This is a genomic window from Salinicola halophyticus, assembly GCF_003206695.1.
Taxonomy (GTDB): Bacteria; Pseudomonadota; Gammaproteobacteria; order Pseudomonadales; family Halomonadaceae; genus Salinicola; species Salinicola halophyticus.
Genome location: NZ_PZJN01000007.1, coordinates 70,719 through 88,296 on the forward strand (window position 1 = coordinate 70,719; position 17,578 = coordinate 88,296).

At 63.3% G+C, this 17,578-nt stretch carries 17 protein-coding genes; 13 read left to right on the forward strand and 4 right to left on the reverse strand.

Annotated features, from left to right (window positions below; genetic code table 11):
- The first annotated feature begins 77 nt into the window (after positions 1 to 77).
- Positions 78 to 1,019, forward strand: coding sequence for an AEC family transporter (locus tag DOM58_RS11615; protein WP_245392250.1), 942 nt, complete (start codon positions 78 to 80; stop codon positions 1,017 to 1,019).
- A gap of 39 nt (positions 1,020 to 1,058) precedes the next feature.
- Here the strand turns inward: DOM58_RS11615 and DOM58_RS11620 are convergent, their stop codons facing one another.
- A complete protein-coding gene (locus DOM58_RS11620; protein WP_157957533.1) occupies positions 1,059 to 1,874 on the reverse strand; it encodes a sugar phosphate isomerase/epimerase family protein in 816 nt (271 codons plus the stop codon).
- Between the two features lie 202 nt (positions 1,875 to 2,076).
- On the opposite strand from DOM58_RS11620, the gene DOM58_RS11625 reads away from it, so the two are divergent.
- From DOM58_RS11625 to DOM58_RS11665, 9 genes are all read left to right on the forward strand, one after another.
- Complete coding sequence (locus DOM58_RS11625) at positions 2,077 to 2,946, forward strand: DMT family transporter (RefSeq protein WP_110692995.1); 870 nt, start codon at positions 2,077 to 2,079, stop codon at positions 2,944 to 2,946.
- 75 nt (positions 2,947 to 3,021) lie between these two features.
- Positions 3,022 to 4,401 (forward strand): SLC13 family permease, encoded by a 1,380-nt coding sequence (locus DOM58_RS11630; RefSeq protein WP_110692996.1) that lies wholly within the window; start codon positions 3,022 to 3,024, stop codon positions 4,399 to 4,401.
- Positions 4,402 to 4,568: 167 nt separating this feature from the next.
- A complete protein-coding gene (gene msrP / locus DOM58_RS11635) occupies positions 4,569 to 5,600 on the forward strand; it encodes a protein-methionine-sulfoxide reductase catalytic subunit MsrP (RefSeq protein WP_110692997.1) in 1,032 nt (343 codons plus the stop codon).
- On the forward strand, positions 5,600 to 6,238 hold the full coding sequence (gene msrQ, locus DOM58_RS11640; protein WP_110692998.1) for a protein-methionine-sulfoxide reductase heme-binding subunit MsrQ: 639 nt from the start codon (positions 5,600 to 5,602) through the stop codon (positions 6,236 to 6,238). Before msrP ends, msrQ begins: the two co-directional genes overlap by 1 nt.
- A 235-nt stretch (positions 6,239 to 6,473) precedes the next feature.
- Positions 6,474 to 7,460: a 2-hydroxyacid dehydrogenase gene (locus tag DOM58_RS11645; RefSeq protein WP_110692999.1), complete on the forward strand. Its 987-nt coding sequence runs from the start codon at positions 6,474 to 6,476 to the stop codon at positions 7,458 to 7,460.
- Between the two features lie 773 nt (positions 7,461 to 8,233).
- Entirely contained in the window at positions 8,234 to 8,914 is a 681-nt protein-coding gene (locus DOM58_RS11650; protein ID WP_110693000.1) for an HAD family hydrolase, read from the forward strand.
- A 178-nt stretch (positions 8,915 to 9,092) separates the two neighbouring features.
- On the forward strand, positions 9,093 to 9,467 hold the full coding sequence (locus DOM58_RS11655) for a translation initiation factor Sui1 (RefSeq protein WP_075560655.1): 375 nt from the start codon (positions 9,093 to 9,095) through the stop codon (positions 9,465 to 9,467).
- Between the two features lie 123 nt (positions 9,468 to 9,590).
- Entirely contained in the window at positions 9,591 to 10,010 is a 420-nt protein-coding gene (locus tag DOM58_RS11660; RefSeq protein WP_110693001.1) for a YbaY family lipoprotein, read from the forward strand.
- 128 nt (positions 10,011 to 10,138) lie between these two features.
- Positions 10,139 to 11,131 carry an aldo/keto reductase gene (locus DOM58_RS11665; RefSeq protein WP_110693002.1) on the forward strand — a complete coding sequence of 331 codons (993 nt, stop codon included), beginning with the start codon at positions 10,139 to 10,141 and terminating at the stop codon, positions 11,129 to 11,131.
- Positions 11,132 to 11,141: 10 nt separating this feature from the next.
- Here DOM58_RS11665 and DOM58_RS11670 read toward each other — a convergent pair whose 3' ends face one another.
- On the reverse strand, positions 11,142 to 12,059 hold the full coding sequence (locus tag DOM58_RS11670) for an NAD-dependent protein deacetylase (RefSeq protein WP_110693003.1): 918 nt from the start codon (positions 12,057 to 12,059) through the stop codon (positions 11,142 to 11,144).
- 84 nt (positions 12,060 to 12,143) lie between these two features.
- On the opposite strand from DOM58_RS11670, the gene DOM58_RS11675 reads away from it, so the two are divergent.
- From DOM58_RS11675 to DOM58_RS11685, 3 genes are all read left to right on the forward strand, one after another.
- Positions 12,144 to 13,229 carry a diguanylate cyclase gene (locus DOM58_RS11675; RefSeq protein WP_188113813.1) on the forward strand — a complete coding sequence of 362 codons (1,086 nt, stop codon included), beginning with the start codon at positions 12,144 to 12,146 and terminating at the stop codon, positions 13,227 to 13,229.
- A 43-nt stretch (positions 13,230 to 13,272) separates the two neighbouring features.
- Entirely contained in the window at positions 13,273 to 14,187 is a 915-nt protein-coding gene (locus DOM58_RS11680; RefSeq protein WP_110693005.1) for a nuclease-related domain-containing protein, read from the forward strand.
- Positions 14,188 to 14,285: 98 nt separating this feature from the next.
- Positions 14,286 to 15,260, forward strand: coding sequence for a sugar kinase (locus DOM58_RS11685; RefSeq protein WP_110693006.1), 975 nt, complete (start codon positions 14,286 to 14,288; stop codon positions 15,258 to 15,260).
- 18 nt (positions 15,261 to 15,278) lie between these two features.
- Here DOM58_RS11685 and DOM58_RS11690 read toward each other — a convergent pair whose 3' ends face one another.
- Together DOM58_RS11690 and DOM58_RS11695 are read right to left on the reverse strand one after the other, a co-directional pair.
- The gene (locus DOM58_RS11690; protein WP_110693007.1) at positions 15,279 to 15,899 is read right to left on the reverse strand and encodes a hypothetical protein; all 621 of its coding nucleotides are present in this window, start codon (positions 15,897 to 15,899) and stop codon (positions 15,279 to 15,281) included.
- Positions 15,892 to 17,517 (reverse strand): sodium:solute symporter family protein, encoded by a 1,626-nt coding sequence (locus DOM58_RS11695; RefSeq protein WP_075560647.1) that lies wholly within the window; start codon positions 17,515 to 17,517, stop codon positions 15,892 to 15,894. Before DOM58_RS11695 ends, DOM58_RS11690 begins: the two co-directional genes overlap by 8 nt.
- Positions 17,518 to 17,578 lie beyond the last annotated feature (61 nt).

Below are 17,578 nucleotides of genomic sequence, written 5' to 3' on the forward strand. Positions count from 1 at the left end.
AGTGAATCCACTTGCCGGAGGCCCGTCCGGGGCTCATGCTATTAGGCATAAGTCTAATTCGCAGTGATCCGAGCTTCGTGAATACCATCTTCGGCGCCATCGTTCCCATCTTCATCCTGCTGGGCATCGGCTATCTGGCCGTGCTCAAACGTGTCGTCGACAAGGCCCATATCCAGGGGATGGGGCGATACGTGATCAATATCGCCCTGCCTGCACTGGTGATCCAGGCACTGCTCCAGCGCCCGCTGGGCGAGGTCTTCAACGTGCCCTACCTGCTGGTCTACGGACTGGGTTCAGGGCTCGCCTTTGCCATCACCTTCAGCATGGTAACGCTGCGCGGCAATGCACCGCTGGAGCGACGGGCGATGTATGCGCTCGGCACGTCGGCCTCCAACAGCGGCTTCATCGGCTATCCGGTGGCGGTGCTGGTGGTCGGCCCCACGGCAGGCATTGCCTTGGCGCTCAACATGCTGATCGAGAATCTACTGGTGATTCCGACGGCGCTGATACTCGCCGAGCTCGGCCGCCAGGCCCAGGGCGGCGTGTGGAAGACAGCGAAACCGGTGGCGCTACGCATCCTGCGCCATCCGCTGATCATCGCCATCGCCGTGGGCACACTGCTCGCCGCGCTGGAGCTGCATCCACCGGCCCCGATTGCCCGGGTGCTGGAAATGCTCGCCGCTTCATCCTCGCCGGTGGCACTGTTCGTCATCGGCGGCACGCTGTGCGGTCTGCGCGTGCGTGGCATGGTCAAGCGTGTGACCCGGATCGCGCTCGCCAAGCTCTCCCTGCACCCGCTCTGCATACTGCTGATGGTACTGCTGATCCCCGGGCTCGATCCGGTGTTCGCCACCGCCGCCATCATCTTTGCCTGCGCCCCGATGCTCTCCATGTATCCGCTGCTCGGCCAGCGCTACGGATTCGGCGAGCTGGGCACGGCGGCGATGGTAATGGCAACGATACTGTCGGCGCTGACACTGGCATTGGGAATCTGGCTCAGCCATCTGTGGTTGATGTAGAGCGCGCCAGTTTCTGTGTTCTTCCGTTTGTCCATTTTTCTATTTTTTCGATGTCCGCAACGACTCCAGCGCGTGCTTGCCCTGAAGCGCGGCCATTCCCGTTGGCATGACGGCGAGTGCATCGCTGAAGATCTCAAGCGACAGCGGCCCCTGATATCCAGTCTGATCGAGCGCCGTCAGAAAGCGTTCGAGGGGTAATTCGCCGTCGCCGGGAAACGCCCGCCGATGCCGGCTCAGCGATTGCAGATCCTGCCCCCGCGGCAGGGGCGAATCGGCGAGCTGTACCAGACCGATCCTGTCACCGGGGATGGTGGCGAGGGTTTCCAGTTCGAGCTCACGAGCGAGGATGTGATAGCTGTCCAGCACGAGGGAGAGCGCGGGATGATCGGCCTGCTGAACGATCTGCCAGGCATCGCGATAATCGAAGACGTGGCGCCCCCACGCCAGCGCTTCATAGCCCACGCGCATCTCCCGCTCGGCGGCCAGCATCGCCAGATCGTTCAAGGTCTCGGCGGCGCGCTCAGATTCGCTCGAGGCGTCCTCCCGCGTGGTGCTGCAGGCAAGCAGAAAGCTCCCACCGAGATCGGCCAGCGTATCGAACTGACGGTTGGCGTCGTCGAGCATTTTTCGGTGCAGGCCTGACGGCAGCGCCTCGGCGTCACGAAACGGTTGTAGCGCCACCACGGTCAGGCCTAGCTCGCGGCAGCGATCGCCCACGGCTCGCGGCGACAAGCCACTCGCCTGCAGATCGTCGACGAATATCTCCACGCCCTCGAACCCGGCTCGTGCGATCGCCTCGAGCTTGTTCATCATCTCGCCGCTCAGGCACAGCGTCGCCATCGAAGTCTTCGTCATCGGTTTCACACACGTCCCTCCCTTTCGATGCGCGCCATCGCACTATTCGCCCGAGTCTTTAGCCTAGAAGAAAACGATAACGAGGCCATGCATTCGATACGTCGATACATCATCTACGCTGACCGCACGGTCGTTGGTCGGGTCCGGATGGCCTGGAACGACAACGACAGATACCGATCTTGGCCGGGGAGGCCGCTGCGTTATGTCAGGATCACTGAAGGGAACGCTCTTTATCACGTTGGCAGCGATGTTCTGGGGGATATCCGGCGGCCTGGCGAGTCTGTTAATGCAGCAAGGTTGGGACCCTTACCTGATATCGTTCTACCGCGGCGCGATCGGCCTGGTCTGCATGCTGGCCTGGTTCGTCGTCCATCCATTGCGCAACCTGCGTTTCGGCTGGCGACTCGTCGCCTGGTCGGTGGTCGCGGGCCTTGGCGTGGCCGGCAACTTCACCTTCTACTTCCTGAGCATCTCGAACGCCAACGTGGCGATTGCCGCCACCTTGATGTACACCGCACCGCTGTTCGTTTTTCTGGTGTCCTTCGCCTGTGGGCTGGAAAAACCGACAGGGAAGAAATGGGCCTCGATCGCCGCAGTGATGGTCGGTATCGTGCTGCTGACCGATATCCTGCGCAGCGGCACGGGCCAAGTTTCGGTCTGGGGCATCGCCTGCGGCCTGCTCTCGGGGCTGTCCTATGCACTGTTCATCTTCGGCTTTCGCTACGCCAGGGCCCAGGGGCCGGCTCAGGCGGTGCTGTCGATCGCCTTCCTGGTACTGACGCTACTGTTGCTGGCGTTTGTCGACTTCCGACAGATGCAGAAAGTGCCGTTTACCGACGATGCCTATGGTTTCCTGTTATTGGGACTGTTCGGCGCGGGTATCTCCTTTTACCTCTACTTGCCCGGGCTGAGACGAACTTCGCCCTCGGCGGCTTCGATGGTCGCCATGGTGGAGCCTGTCACGGCATCTCTGTTCGGCTTCGTCGTGCTGGGGCAGACGCTCGCTCCGCTGCAGCTGACGGGCATGGCGATCATTCTGATTACCATTACCTTACTGAGCTTGCAGCGCTGACGCCGAAAGAGATGGACCAGCGGCTGGATCACTCGCTGGTATACTCCCGTCTCGCTCGTCTCTGGATTCGTCGCGATGTCATTTTCGCTTACCGCTCTTCCCTGGCGCCATCGGGTTTCACTGCTGGCCTTGCTGGGCGCTCTCGGCTGGCTGTTGCTGGGTAGCGCCGACGGCTCGGTGCTGCAGGCCGGTATCGTCGTGGTGCTCTGCATCGGCCTGTGGGCCACGGGCTGGTTGCCACAGTGGCTGACCGCGCTGATCTTCTTCACCCTGTGTACCGTGGCCAAGGTCGCGCCGGCGTCGACGGCGTTCGCCGGCTTCGAATCGGCGGCGACCTGGCTGGTGTTCTCGGGCATGGTGATCGGCGCCGCGATCAATTACACCGGCCTGGGCGAGCGCGTTGCCGCCAGAGTCGGGCCTCATCTCGCGTCAGGTTATCCACAGGCGGTCGTCGGCGTAGGCCTGCTGGGGTTGATCGCCTCGTTCTTCATGCCGTCGGCGATGGGCCGGATCGTGCTGCTGGTGCCGATCCTGCTGACGCTGGCCGATCGGTTCGGCTACGCCGCCGACAATCCCGGACGTACCGGCGTGCTGCTCAGCGGCATCATGTCGAGCTTCTTGCCCACCTTCACGATCCTGCCGGCCAACGTGCCCAACAACGTGTTGATGGGCGCCAGCGAAGCCGTGCTCGGCTTCTCGCCCAGCTATGGCGAATATCTGCTGTTGCACTTTCCGATTCTGGGGCTGCTCAAGTGGGTGCTGATCATGGGATTGATCCTGTGGCAGTTCCGCGCTGCGGCGCCATCGCCGTTCTCGACGGAGCCGCCCTCGAAGCTTGGCCGCGGTGGCGCCATGATGGGCGCACTGCTGGCTTTCGCTGTGCTGATGTGGATGACCGATGCCTGGCACGGCATCTCGCCGGCCTGGATCGGCATGGTGGTGGCGTTGGCTTGCCTGTTCCCCGGCAGCGGCCTGCTGCCGGCCCGGCCATTGCAGCAGATGAATCTCGAGCCATTCATCTACGTGGCCGGCATCGTCAGCCTGGGCGCGCTGGCGCATGAGAGCGGATTGGGCGAGGCGATCGCCGGCCGGCTGCTCGACGTGCTGCCGCTATCGCCGGATGCGCCCGCCGGCAACTTCGCCTGGCTCTCGGTGATCGCCACGGTGCTGGGCATGCTGGTCACGCTGCCCGGCGTCCCCGCCGTGATGACGCCGCTGGCGCCACAGCTGGCCGATGTCACCGGATGGTCGCCGTCGGCCGTGGTGATGTCCCAGGTCATCGGCTTCTCGACCGTGGTGTTTCCCTATCAGTCGCCACCGCTGATCATCGGCTTGATCACCTCCGGCGTGAGCATCCGCCAGGCCATGCGGATCACGTTGCCGCTGGCGCTGATCACCATCGTGCTGCTTTGGCCGTTGGACTTCGTCTGGTGGCGGTGGCTGGGCGTGATCTGAGCGCGACCCGGATTTTTTGACAGGGCGAGGGAATAGATCACCTAGACTGAGCGTCATACGGGCTTCAGATAGCAAGCCTCGGCACGCACCGGCCGGAGCAATACGCATCCAGCCGCGCGCTGCCAGCGTATCCACGACATGCCACTACAGGCGGTTGGAGACTCATCATGTTGATCAAGATTGCCAAACCCAGCGATCTGCGCGAATCGGACGTCACCCCGGAGCCGGTCTATTTCTCGCGCCGTCGCTTCATGGGCGGCGTGGTCGGCGTCGGTGCGGGCCTGGGTATTAGCCTGGCGCTGGCCGGGCGAGCCCAGGCCGCCGCGTCGGACTATCAGGACGTACCGGCAGGCAATCCGCCGGGCTGGTTCGACGCCAAGCTCAAAGAGGCCGAGTGGGACAGCGTGGTTCCCGCCGATCGTCAGCTGGACAAGCTGACGCCGTTCGATGACGCCACCCACTACAACAACTTCTACGAATTCGGCACCGGCAAGAGCGACCCGGCGCGCAATGCCGACTCGCTCAAGACCCAGCCGTGGAGCGTGGTGATCGACGGCGAGGTCAACAATGGCGGGCGATTCGACCTCGAGGATATCGCCAAACCGTCGCGCCTGCAGGAGCGCATCTATCGGCTGCGCTGCGTCGAGGCCTGGTCGATGGTGATTCCATGGCTGGGCATTCCGCTGGGAGACGTCATCAAGCGCGCCGAGCCAACCTCGAAGGCCAAGTACGTCAAGTTCGAGACGCTGGTCGCACCGGATCAGATGCCGGGGCAGGACTCGTCGTTCGCGCTGATCGACTGGCCCTACACCGAAGGCCTGCGCATGGACGAGGCGATGCACCCGCTGGCGATTCTCGGGCTCGGCATGTACGGCCGCGAGCTGCCCAACCAGAACGGCGCTCCGTTCCGGCTGATCGTGCCGTGGAAATACGGCTTCAAGAGCATCAAGTCGATCGTGCGCATCTCGCTGGTCGAAGAGCAGCCGGTCAACTCGTGGCAGGCGATCGCCCCGGACGAATACGGCTTCTATGCCAACGTCAATCCCGAGGTCGACCACCCGCGCTGGAGCCAGGCCACCGAGCGCCGGCTGCCCAACAGCCTGTTCAATCCCAACATCATCGATACGCGAATGTTCAACGGCTACGCCGACGAGGTCGCGAGCCTCTATCAGGGCATGGATCTGAGGAAGAACTTTTAATGTCGATGCCGCGCTATACGCTGACGCTCTGGCGCATCGCGGTGTCCATCGCTGCGCTGGTGCCGCTGGCCTGGTGGAGCTCGCAGGTCGCGATCAACGCCGCCGGGCCGGAACCTGGCAAATACCTGTTGCTCAATATCGGCCAGGGCATTTTATGGATGCTGCTGTTGACGCTCAGCCTGACCCCGCTGACCAAGCTGACGCGCTGGAAGGGTTTCAACCTGATCCGCCGTCAGCTCGGCCTGTGGACGCTGGCCTATGCGTTGCTGCACCTGTTCTGCTATGCCGTCTTCATTCTGGGGCTGGATCTGTCCCGGCTGGGCAGCGAGATCGTTCGTCGCCCCTACATTATCGTCGGCATGCTGGCGCTCACCGGGCTGATCATCATGGGCGTGACATCCAATAAATGGTCGATGCGCAAGCTGGGCAAGAGATGGAAGACGCTCCACAAGATCGTCTATCTGGTGCTCGGTCTGGGTCTGCTGCACTTCCTGTGGGTGGTCCGTGCCGATCTGGAGCAGTGGAGCCTCTATGCCGCCGTCGGCGCCCTGCTGATGATTCTGCGCCTGCCGCCCATTGCCCGACAGCTGCCGAAATTCCGCCAGCGGCTCAAGCGGCCCGGGCGTGCGCACGCCTGAGCCCGTGCTTTCTTGCGGCCTTCACTCTCTTGCAGCCTGCACTCTTGTGACCTGAGCGATTGCGGCCTGGACTCGAAACCGCCTCGCGCCTCGGGGGTGGGTCGGGTATTTCGCTAGACTTTCGTCGAATCATTGCCTCAGGAGGCCGGGTTTGTCGGTAAGCTCGTGCGTCCCCTACCTTGCTGGCGATGCGCCATCGTCGGCGGTATTACGATCTTCAGCCGGAGAGTCTTTCATGAGCAAGCGCATCCTGGCGTATCGTCGCCTCAACGACCATCAGCTCGATCAGCTACGCAGCCAATTTCATGTCGACTACTTCGACAAGCTCGAGTCACCCGACGATCCGGCGTTTCGCGAAGCCCTGAGCCAGGCCCACGGCCTGATCGGCGCAGGCGTCACCATGACGCCGGAACTGCTCGATGCCGCCCCCAATCTTGAAGCGATCGCCAGCATCTCGGTAGGCGTGGACAATTACTCGGTGGATGAGCTGACGACCCGCGGCATTCTGCTCTGCAACACGCCGGACGTACTCACCGAGACCACTGCCGACACCGGTTTTTCGCTGATCATGGCGAGCGCCCGGCGGGTGGTGGAGCTGGCCGACTACGTCAGACGTGGCGACTGGAAGTCGAGCATCGGCCCTGAACAGTTCGGCAGCGACGTGCACGGCAAGACGCTCGGCATGGTCGGGTTCGGGCGTATCGGCCAGGCCATCGCCCGCCGCGGCGCGCTGGGTTTCGGCATGAAGATCCTCTATGCCAAGGCCTCGCCCAAACCGGACCTGGAAGCGGAGCTGGGCGCCCGCCGCTGCGAGCTGGACGAACTGCTGCAACAGTCCGACTTCGTCTGCGCCATCGTGCCGCTGACCCCGGAAACCCGCCAGTTGATCGGCGCCCGCGAATTCGAGTTGATGAAGGAGAGCGCCATTTTCATCAATATTTCCCGCGGGCAGGTGGTCGATGAGCAAGCCATGATTCAGGCGCTCGAGAGCGGCCAGATTCGCGGCGCCGGCCTCGATGTGTTCGAGCAGGAACCGCTGCAGTCCGATTCGCCGCTACCCAGGATGCCCAACGTGGTGGCCTTGCCGCATATCGGTTCGGCAACGCATGAGACCCGTACCGCCATGGCGCAGCGTGCCGTGGACAACATGATGCTGGCGCTGGATGGCAAGCGCCCGCTCAGTCCGGTCAACGAGGAAGCCTGGGGCGACAAACTGAATTGAGGCGCCCTTTCTATTCCCGAAAGCGGCACTTCGCCATTGATCGAGCATGAAGCGCGGGCTTCCTGATTCAGGAATAGTATCTCCGAGCGGCAAGTTATCGAGTGGCTTCCGGCGAACTCGAGCTATGCTGATCGAGTCTTTTCCATGGCCACTAAGGGGACGTGATGAAAATAGCCATCGTGATCGTAGTACTGGGTTTGGCGGGTTGCATCTACATGATCTCTCACTGGGGAGAAACGGATGACTGTGGCGATTCTGCCAAGGCCAACGTGGAATGCCAGACGAAGTAGGTAGCAGGTAGCCAAACGGGTGGGCGGCAACTTGTCGCCCGTCTCGCACTGGTATCGCCCTCACACCAGATCTTTCCCACCCCAAGTAACCCGCCCGGTAACTGGCACACCCGGCTTTGCGCGAGCCAGACGATCTCGATCAGGTTCTCGTCATGACGCCGGTCTTCAGTGGGATGCTGGTAGTCATCGGCCCACTAACCGCCTTCGCGAGCAGATTCTCAATCTGCCTCAGACTTTCGGCCCTGACGCGAAATCAGGCCAGTCGCTCAAAAAGTGTGCAATTTCTGGGGAGCTTCTCACTCTGGCTTGTCAATACCGAGCGAGGCGACTAAAGTTGCAAGATAGATTGAAAACAGTGTTCCGTAATCCTTTACCTTTCGATTACGGTGCCGATAATGACAGAACTGGAGCTACTCAGCGGTAGACCGCTTCATCGGCGGCCCGCGTTCTTATCCACCGACAGCGCCCTCGAGGCGACCCATCATGCCCGATCCCCTCTGCCTGCTATTCGACTGCGACGGTACTCTGGTCGACAGTGAACCTCTGCTCGCCGAAGTCATGGCGAAATATCTGAATCAGGCCGGCCTGCCCTTCAAGGCCAACGACTACATGACCGACTTTCGCGGCGCGCGATTTGCCAGCATCGTCTCCCATCTGGAGCGTCTGCATGGGCAACTCGACGAGCCCGTTCGTCAGCGTATCGAGACGGCGATGCGCCAGGAGATGCACGAGCGCATGCTGGATGAGCTCGAACCGATCGCCGGGGTGCCCGAAGCTCTCGATGCTCTGGGCTCGCTGCCCCGCTGCGTCGCCTCCAACGGCCCCGAAGCCAAGATCCGTCGAGCGCTCGATAGCACCGGCCTGCGCGGCTTCTTCGGCGACCATATCTACAGCGCCTATACCGTGGGCAGCTGGAAACCGGCCCCGGGCCTGTTCCTACACGCCGGGCGCGACATGGGCTTCGCCCCCGCCGATTGCATCGTGATCGACGATGCTCAGGTCGGTGTGCGTGCCGCGCTGGCAGCGGGCATGCGGGTCGTCCATATCAATCGCTTCGCCGATCATGAACCCACGCCTGCCGGCGCCATCGGCATCAACGATATGCGCGAACTGCCGGCCGTGATCGATAGGCTGATACCGTCGCTTGCCGTCGGAAATTACTAGTCGCCTTTTCCAGACTTGAAGCCGGCTCTCGATCCGCACAGACGATTCACACGACGTCTGAATGCGGTAGAGCCCATCGCGGCCCGCGCCAATCGCTCGGGCCGCGACCGTTTCGGATGGCTCGTTTTCGGGCTGATCGCTGCGTTATCATGCGGCTTTCACGTTTTCCGGAGTTCCCATGCCCTCGATTCAGGATCAGCTACGCGGTCTGGTCTACTCCACCGAGCATGGCGAGACTTGCCCCGAGTGTCGTCAGCCCGTGGCCGAGTGCCAATGTCGCGATCGCGAGGAAGCCGAGCGGATCGCGGCGCTCGACGGTGTCGTGCGTATCCGCCGCGAGACCAGCGGCCGCAAAGGCAAGGGCGTGACCACGATCCAGGGCGTGCCGCTGGGTGGCGACGAGCTGGGTGCGCTGGCCAAGACGTTGAAAAAGCGCTGCGGCACCGGCGGCGCGGTCAAGGATGGCGTAATCGAGATCCAGGGCGATCATCGCGAGGTGATCAAGCGCGAGCTGGAGTCGCGCGGCTTCAAGGTCAAGCTGGCCGGCGGCTGAGGCCACCGCCATTACGGCTGTCGCCTGACTTGAGTATCGCCATCGACCCCGGGAATTTCCGACGCCGGCGCGTGTCACACCTCTCGCGCTTCTGCTTTCGCCTTCATTCCAGCAAGGATCTCGATGTTTTCGCTCAATGCACTGCGACCGGCTCTCTTCATCACTGCGCTACTGGCACTGGGTGCGCTGACGGGCTGTGCCGGCGGCCCCCAATTCGAGACACTCGCCGCCCGCGTGGTCTCCGAGAAGCCGGTGACACTACCAGAGTCCGCGGTACTCGAGGTTCAACTGAAGGACGTCTCCACCGGCGACGTGCTGGCCAGCAGCCGCTACGAGCAGCTCGGCCAACTGCCCATTCCGGTCACGCTGCAGTACGCGCCGGAAGCGATCAATGGTGAAGACCTCTACCGTCTCAGCGCGCAGATTCGCGATGATGGCGGCATTCTCTATCTCAATCCCGAGCCCGTATCGGTCTTCAGCGATGACGACGCCGCCGAGCCGGATATTCCGCTGACACCCACCGGCGCCGCCAAGTCTCACTAATGTCTGTCGAACTGAAGTCTGGCTCCCTGGGCCACCCTGCGAAGACGTGAACCACCCAAAGTCGTCTTGTGGAAAGCAGGCTATCGATTCACTCTGCACGGATTCGATTCATCACCATGGAGGGAAGAATGGAAACACTGACATTACCCGGCACCGATATCGTCACGTCGCGCATTGGTCTTGGCACCTGGGCGATGGGCGGCCGCCAGTGGGGCGGCACCGACGACCCCAACGCCATTCGTACCATCCATGCCGCCATCGACCGCGGCGTCACCTTGATCGATACCGCACCGGCCTACGGTTTCGGTCACTCGGAAGAGGTCGTCGGCAAGGCCGTCGCGCAGTCGGATCAGCGTGACAGGCTGGTTCTAGCGACCAAGGCCGGCCTCGAGTGGTACGACGATGCCACCGTGGCACGCAACGCCACGGCCAAGCGCCTGGAGAAGGAGCTCGACGACTCGCTGCGTCGGCTGAACACCGATCACATCGATCTCTATCAGATCCACTGGCCGGATCCGCTGGTCGACATCGAGGAGACCGCCGAAGCGATGGCGCGTTTCCATCGCGCGGGCAAGATTCGGGCGATCGGAGTGAGCAACTTCTCGCCCGAGCAGTGCGAGACGTTCCGCAAATCGGCACCGCTGCACACCCTGCAGCCGCCCTATAACCTGTTCGAGCGCGATATCGACGGCGAAATCCTGCCCTATGCCGAGAACAACGACCTGACGCTGCTGACCTACGGTGCGCTTTGCCGCGGTCTGCTCACCGGCAAGATGCAGGAAGGCTACGCGTTCAACGGCGACGACCTGCGCAACAAGGATCCGAAATTTCTGCCACCGCGCTTCGCGCAGTATCTGGCTGCGGTCGAGGCACTCACCGAGCTGGCACGCACACGCCACGACAAGAGTGTGCTGGCACTGGCCGTGCGCTGGATTCTCGATCGTTCCCCCAACATCGTCGCCCTATGGGGCGCGCGCAAGCCGGAGCAGGTCGAGCCGCTGGGCGACATTACCGGCTGGAAGCTGAGCGACGAGGACATGGCCGACATCGACGCCATCCTGAGCCAGCACGTCAAGGATCCGGTCGGGCCCGAATTCATGGCGCCGCCGACACGTCAATGATCAACCGACGTCACCTCACTGTCAGAACCCGGCCGACGCCGGGTTCTATCGTTTTCGGCGCGTGTTCAGGTTGCGCCGGCTCCCATCCGGATGCCAGCGCCTCGACCAGCGACGTCAGCGTCGGGCCGATCGAGGCGGTGAGCTTGAGATCGAACAGGTCGTCGGCTCGCGTTGCGCCCAGATTGACGCAGGCGATGGGCTTTCCCGCTTTCGACGCCTGGCGGGCGAAGCGAAATCCCGAATAGACCATCAGCGATGACCCGACCACCAGCATCCCCGACGCTTCCTCGAGGGCGGTGAAGGCCTGATCGACGCGAGGCCTGGGCACGTTGTCGCCGAAGAACACCACATCCGGTTTGAGGATGCCGGTTCGGCAGCGATCGCAGCCGGGCACTTCGAAGGTGGAAAAATCGTAACCGTCGAGATCGGCGTCTCCATCCGGCCCCACCTCGGCGCTCAACGACAGCCACTCGGGATTGCGTCGCGCCAGCTCGTCATGCAGCGCGTGACGCATCAGGCTCGCGCCACAGCGCATGCACTTCACCAAATCGGCCTGGCCATGCAGGTCGATGACCCGCCGGGAGCCGGCTCGCTGATGCAGGCCGTCGACGTTCTGTGTCACCAGCGAAGTGATTCGCGACTGCCGCTCGAGTATCGCCAGCGCCTTGTGCGCCTGGCCCGGATGGGCGGCCGCCAGCGCCCGGAAGCCGATCAGGCTGCGCGCCCAGTAGCGCTGGCGCACGCCATGACTCCCCATGAAGGCCTGATGGCTGACCGGCGGCGGGCGCTTCCAGTCACCGCGGGCATCTCGATAATCGGGAATGCCGCAGTCGGTACTCACGCCTGCGCCGGTCAGCACGAACAGGCGCGGATGACGGACGACGAAATCGACCAGTGCCTCGGCGTCCGGAATTGACTCGCTGGACATACTATTTTCCGCCGATCGATGTTAGATAATAAAGATACAGTACGTTGACACAACAGGACGCCTCGACGCCGGATGATTGCCGACATGCCCGATACGCCGCTGGATCCCGTGGTCGAAAAACGTCTGAGAGGCATTCGTCTGGCCAGACGCATCTACGTACCTCGAACACTGGGACTCCTGGTCGGCGGGTTATGTATCGGAAGCGCGCTCCATGAGTTGCCGACCCCGACCTGGGTCTGGGCGCTATGGGCAGTTCAGATTCTGTTCTGGTCCCATCTCGCCTACTGGCGGGCGAAATATCACGTTTCACCCTACCATGCCGAACGCCAGAATCTCGGCGCCGATAGTCTGCTGGGCGGCTTCTGGATGGCGGCCATGCATTTCAACGTCCTCCCGACCGTCGTGGTATTGACGATGATCAGCCTCGACAACATCGCGGTAGGCGGGAAATCCATGGCACTACGCGGCCTGGGCCTGCTGGCCGCGGGAGCGCTGATCGGCATGTGGCTGATCGTTCCCGGCGTGCCCGACATAGTGCCGTCGGCCTCGGTCCTGCTTGGCAGCTTACCGATGATCGTCGTCTACCCGCTGGCGGTGGGCTACATCACGTATCTCCAGGCTCGCCGACTCAATCGCCAGAAGAAGACATTGATGGAGTTGAGCCGTTCCGATGGACTCACCGGGCTGTTCAACAGACGATTCTGGGAAGCTCAGGTAGCCTCCAATCTTCTGAGCGGTTCCTCGGCAACGATCGCGCTACTCGATCTCGACCATTTCAAACGCATCAACGATGAGCATGGTCACGGTGTCGGCGACCAGACCCTGCGCAAGCTGGCTTTACTGCTTCGCCAGTCATTTGGCGATGACGTCTTGCTCGGGCGTTACGGCGGCGAAGAGTTTGGTCTACTGATGCCATCGACCACGCTGGATCAGGCGACCGTCGCGATCCATCAGTTCCAGCAACGGCTGCGGAACCATGCGCCACCCTTCCCTCTTTACAGAATGCCCACCTGCAGTATCGGTCTGGCCGCCAAAGATCCATTGATGATGAATCACGAGCAATGGCTGCTGCGCGCGGACCAGGCGCTTTATGCAGCAAAGCACGCCGGGCGAAATCGAATCTGCATCCACGACGCATCGACATCGCAGACGAGGCCGCACCTCGGCTAGAATGGTCGTCTTCCCGCCCACGCCACTGCAAGGACAATCGCTCATGGCCTGGTTGGAGTATGTGCTGCCGCTGATCTTTCTCGCCCCGCTGGGTGCCGCTGCCATGGTGGCGATCACTCTGCGTGACGTGCAGACCGTGGGGCTGCGCTCCCCGCATGACGGCGAGCCGATCCGCGAGATCGCCCAGGCGCACCGCGATCGCCTGGAAAAGGCGCGCATGGTGTTCTTTCTCGATGCCACGCTGGCACCGACCCTGACCCTGATGCCGATCGTCTACGGCATGGGCCGGATGCTCTTCGCCGAGGAGCAGAGCTGGCTGGAGTGGTCGCTGTATGGCGTCGTCAGCACCCTGCTGGCGATGCTGTTCTGCTTCCTGATTCTGCGCGATGTGCAGCGCGTGCGCCGGCTGACCCGCAGTCTCGCCTGCGAGCTGGCGGTGGGCCAGGCGCTGGATCATTTGATTCGTCCGCTGGCCAAGCCCTATTTCGTCTTCCATGACTTTCCCGCCGACTCCTATAGCATCGACAACGTGCTGGTGACGCCGCAGGGCGTTTTCGTGATTCAGACCGTGGCGCGCGAATTCCCGCTCGATCTCGAAGGCCGCGCCCTCAACACCGTATCGGTGGAGAGCGAACGTCTGCGCTTTCGCGGCTGGAGCGAGCGGACGGTGCTGCGCAAGGTACGTCTCTCGACGGTATGGCTACGCCACTGGCTGAGCCGGCATGCCAACCTGAGCGTGCCGGTGAGCGGCATTCTGGTGCTGCCGGGCTGGGTCATCGATGACGAAACCGCGCATCTCGGCGATAGTCGCGATGTCCGCGTGGTCGACGGCATCGATCTTGCCACGGAGTTGGGCGGTGCCCAGGAGGAGGTCATCGATGACACCCAGCGCCAGCATCTGGTCGATACGCTGAACGCGCGTTACCAGCGTCTGGAGAGTAAGCCGCCGATCCGCTGAGCTGCCCCACCGACATCCGATGTTGCCATCGGATTCCTGACGACGATCGCCCGATGTCAGTCATCACCCCATCAACTTCACACGCCCCAGGACCCGCCATGCCCCGTTCCGACTCCCATTACGCTTACGATGTTCTCACCTTCGGCGAGGCGATGGCGCTGTTCGTCGCCGACGATCAAGGCCCGCTGGATCAGGTCGCGCGATTCCATCGTCGCACCGCCGGCGCCGATACCAACGTGGCGATCGGGTTGTCCCGACTGGGTTTTGACGTTCGCTGGCTGAGCCGCGTGGGCGCGGATCATAACGGCAACTTCCTGCAGCGAGCGCTGGAAGCCGAGGGCCTCGACTGCCGCCACGTGCAGCGCGACGACACCCACGCCACCGGGCTGGTATTCAAGGAGCGTGCCGTCGACGGTGCCGACCCCCACGTCGAGTACGTCCGCCGGGGCAGCGCCGCCAGCCGGCTGAGCATCGCCGATGCCGGTGATGTCGAACTAGAGTCCGCTCGCCATCTGCACGCCACCGGCATCCCGCCGGCCATTTCCGACTCGGCGCGCGAGCTGTCGTTTCACCTGCTGCGCGGAGCTCGTAGCGCCGGTCTGTCGATTTCGTTCGATCCCAACCTGCGCCCCGGCCTGTGGCCGAGCGAAGCGGTGATGGTCGAGACCCTCAATGCGCTGGCCGCAGAGGCCGATATTGTGATGCCCGGTCTGAGCGAAGGCCGCCTGCTGACCGGCCGCGAAACGGCCTACGATATCGCCGGTGACTATCTCGACCGCGGCGCCAGGGCCGTGGTGATCAAGCTCGGGCCGGAAGGCAGCTACTTCCGCACCGCCGACCGCGAAGGCACCGTCAATGGCTCGCCCGTCAAGCAGGTCATCGATACCGTGGGCGCCGGCGACGGCTTCGCGGTGGGCATCGTCAGCGCCTATCTGGACGGCCTGGACTGGCCGGCGGCGCTGCACCGCGGCAATCTGATCGGCGCCCGCCAGGTCCAGGTGATCGGCGACATGGAAGGCCTGCCCAGTCGGGAACAGCTGGTCGCCATGGAGCGCAGCGGTGACCCGATTTAAACCCGACGGCAAGGCGATCTAACCCGGTTCAGGGGTTCCCTCGGGTACCCCTGAACGAAAGGCATCCGTTTGCGCCTTCGTCCGCTCGCGAAATCCCGCCAGCACCGCCGGTTTCAACGCCCCCAGCGCCTCGCCAGAGAGCCCGCTGAGTACGATGAGCCGTGTCTTGCGCTCCTGACCCGCCCCCGACCGCCCTTGCGAATACCCTAGCCACAGCGGCAGTGCGACGGCCCGCAACGTCGCTGGCTGTACGCGTAGCGACCAGCGTTTGGGCCGTGCCAGCCGTTCCCACAGCCACCAGCGCTCGAACTGCGCCTGCGTTGGCTGACGCCCGCCGTCGAGCACGAGGGCCTCATCATCCTGCGTCGGTCGGGGATCCAGCGCCCCCGCTATCAGCAGTGCCCGCGGCAGATGATCGGCAGCCAGCAGCCAGGCCAGCGGTCTTTCCGGGTCGCGCCCGATCGCCATGGCCCACAGCGACAGCCACGCCGGTTCGAAGCGCTCGGCGCCGAACCGACGCAGCTTGGGTTCGGCGGCGTCAGCATCCAGCCGCCGCGGCAGCCAAGATATCGATGCCAGCGCGTCATCCTCGGATGTAACCTCGGCTCCCGGCCCACACCTCTCCTGTCGCTCAGCCATTAGCCCATCCTTGCAGCAGCGCCAGCGCGGCGAGCGAAACAAAGAACCAGAGGATCAGGCCGAGACAGCGACGCCGCGTCAGCCGGGCATCGCGGCCGATCTCGGTGGCATTGCCACTGCGCCCCTTGAGGATCGCCTGCATGTCGGGCGCCGTCTCGTCGATCACCACGTCCGACAGCTGCTCCGGGGTTGGCGCAGGCGCCGTCAGACTCACCACGTAGCCGACGACCACCGAAACCACCAGCCCCACGAAGTTCTGATAGAGCCAGGAGACATCGGTCTGCGACACGGCCCACACCGACGCCATACCGAGCACAATACCGGCGACGGCCCCGCGGCCGTTGCTACGGTGGCTGAGAACCGCCAGCAGGAACGTGCCCAGCAGTGCGCCGTAGAACCAGGAGCCGATACGATTGACCGCCTCGATGACCGGCCCGAGATTGCCCGCGAAAAACGCGAACGCCGTGGCGTAGAGACCCCAGAAGATGGTCGCCCAGCGCGACGCCTTCAGGTAGTGCTTTTCGTCGGCCTCGGGCTTGACGTAGCGGGCGTAGAAATCGCGCACCGTCACCGCGGATAGCGAGTTGAGCGCCGAATCCAGGCTCGACATGGCGGCCGCGAAGACCCCGGCGATCACCAGCCCGGTGACGCCAACCGGGAACGCATTGACCACGTAGCGCGGGAACAGCTCGTTGAGGTTCTCCGGCGCGGTCAGGCCGTGCTGCTGATAGTAGGCCGCCAGCATCACGCCGATGAACAGGAAAAGCAGCATCTGTGGCACCAGCAGATAGCCGCCGATCAGCAGCGAGCGCTGGCCCTCGGCGATCGACGGGCTGGTCAGCACCCGCTGGATCTGGCTTTGATCGGTACCGAAGTAGGCGACATGCATCACCATGCCGCCGATCAACCCGGCCCACAGCGAGTAGGTCACGGTCGGGTCGAGCGACAGATCGATGGTATCGAACATGCCGTTGGCGGCGCCGTAGGCGAACACGTCGCCCCAGCCGCCGGGCAGGCTCGAAACCATCAGCACCATGCTCAGGATCGCGCCCAGCCACAGCACGAACATCTGGATCACATCGGTCCAGATCACCGCACTGATGCCGCCGAGCACGGTATAACTCACCGCGATCACCGCCATCAGCACGATGGTCAGGTTGACGTCCCAGCCGGTGACCACTGACAGCACCAGTGCCGGCGCATAGAGCACGACCCCGGTGGCGAGGCCGCGAGCAACCAGAAACAGCAGCGCCGCCAGCGACCGCGTCAGTGCACCGAAGCGGCGTTCGAGCAGCTCGTAGATACTATAGATACCGGCGCGGTGAAAGATCGGCACCAGCACCACGATCAGCACTGCCATCGCTAGCGGCACGTTGATGAAGGTCGCCAGGCGTTCCAGGCCGCCCTCGAACCCCCAGCCGGGCGCGCCGATGAAGGTGATCGCACTGGCCTGGGTCGCCATGACTGAAAGACCGATGGCCCAGCCAGGGATCTTGCGACCGCCCAGAAAGTAGTCCTGCGTGTTCTCCTGATCCTTGCCGAAACGGGCACCCACCCAGGCAATCCCCACGACGTAGACGATCAGAACAGCTGTGTCCCACCACGTGAAAGCTCCCACATCCGTGCCCTCTCTTTTTTGTTATCGACAAAATTGAGCGTAGCACGTCGTCCCCGGGATG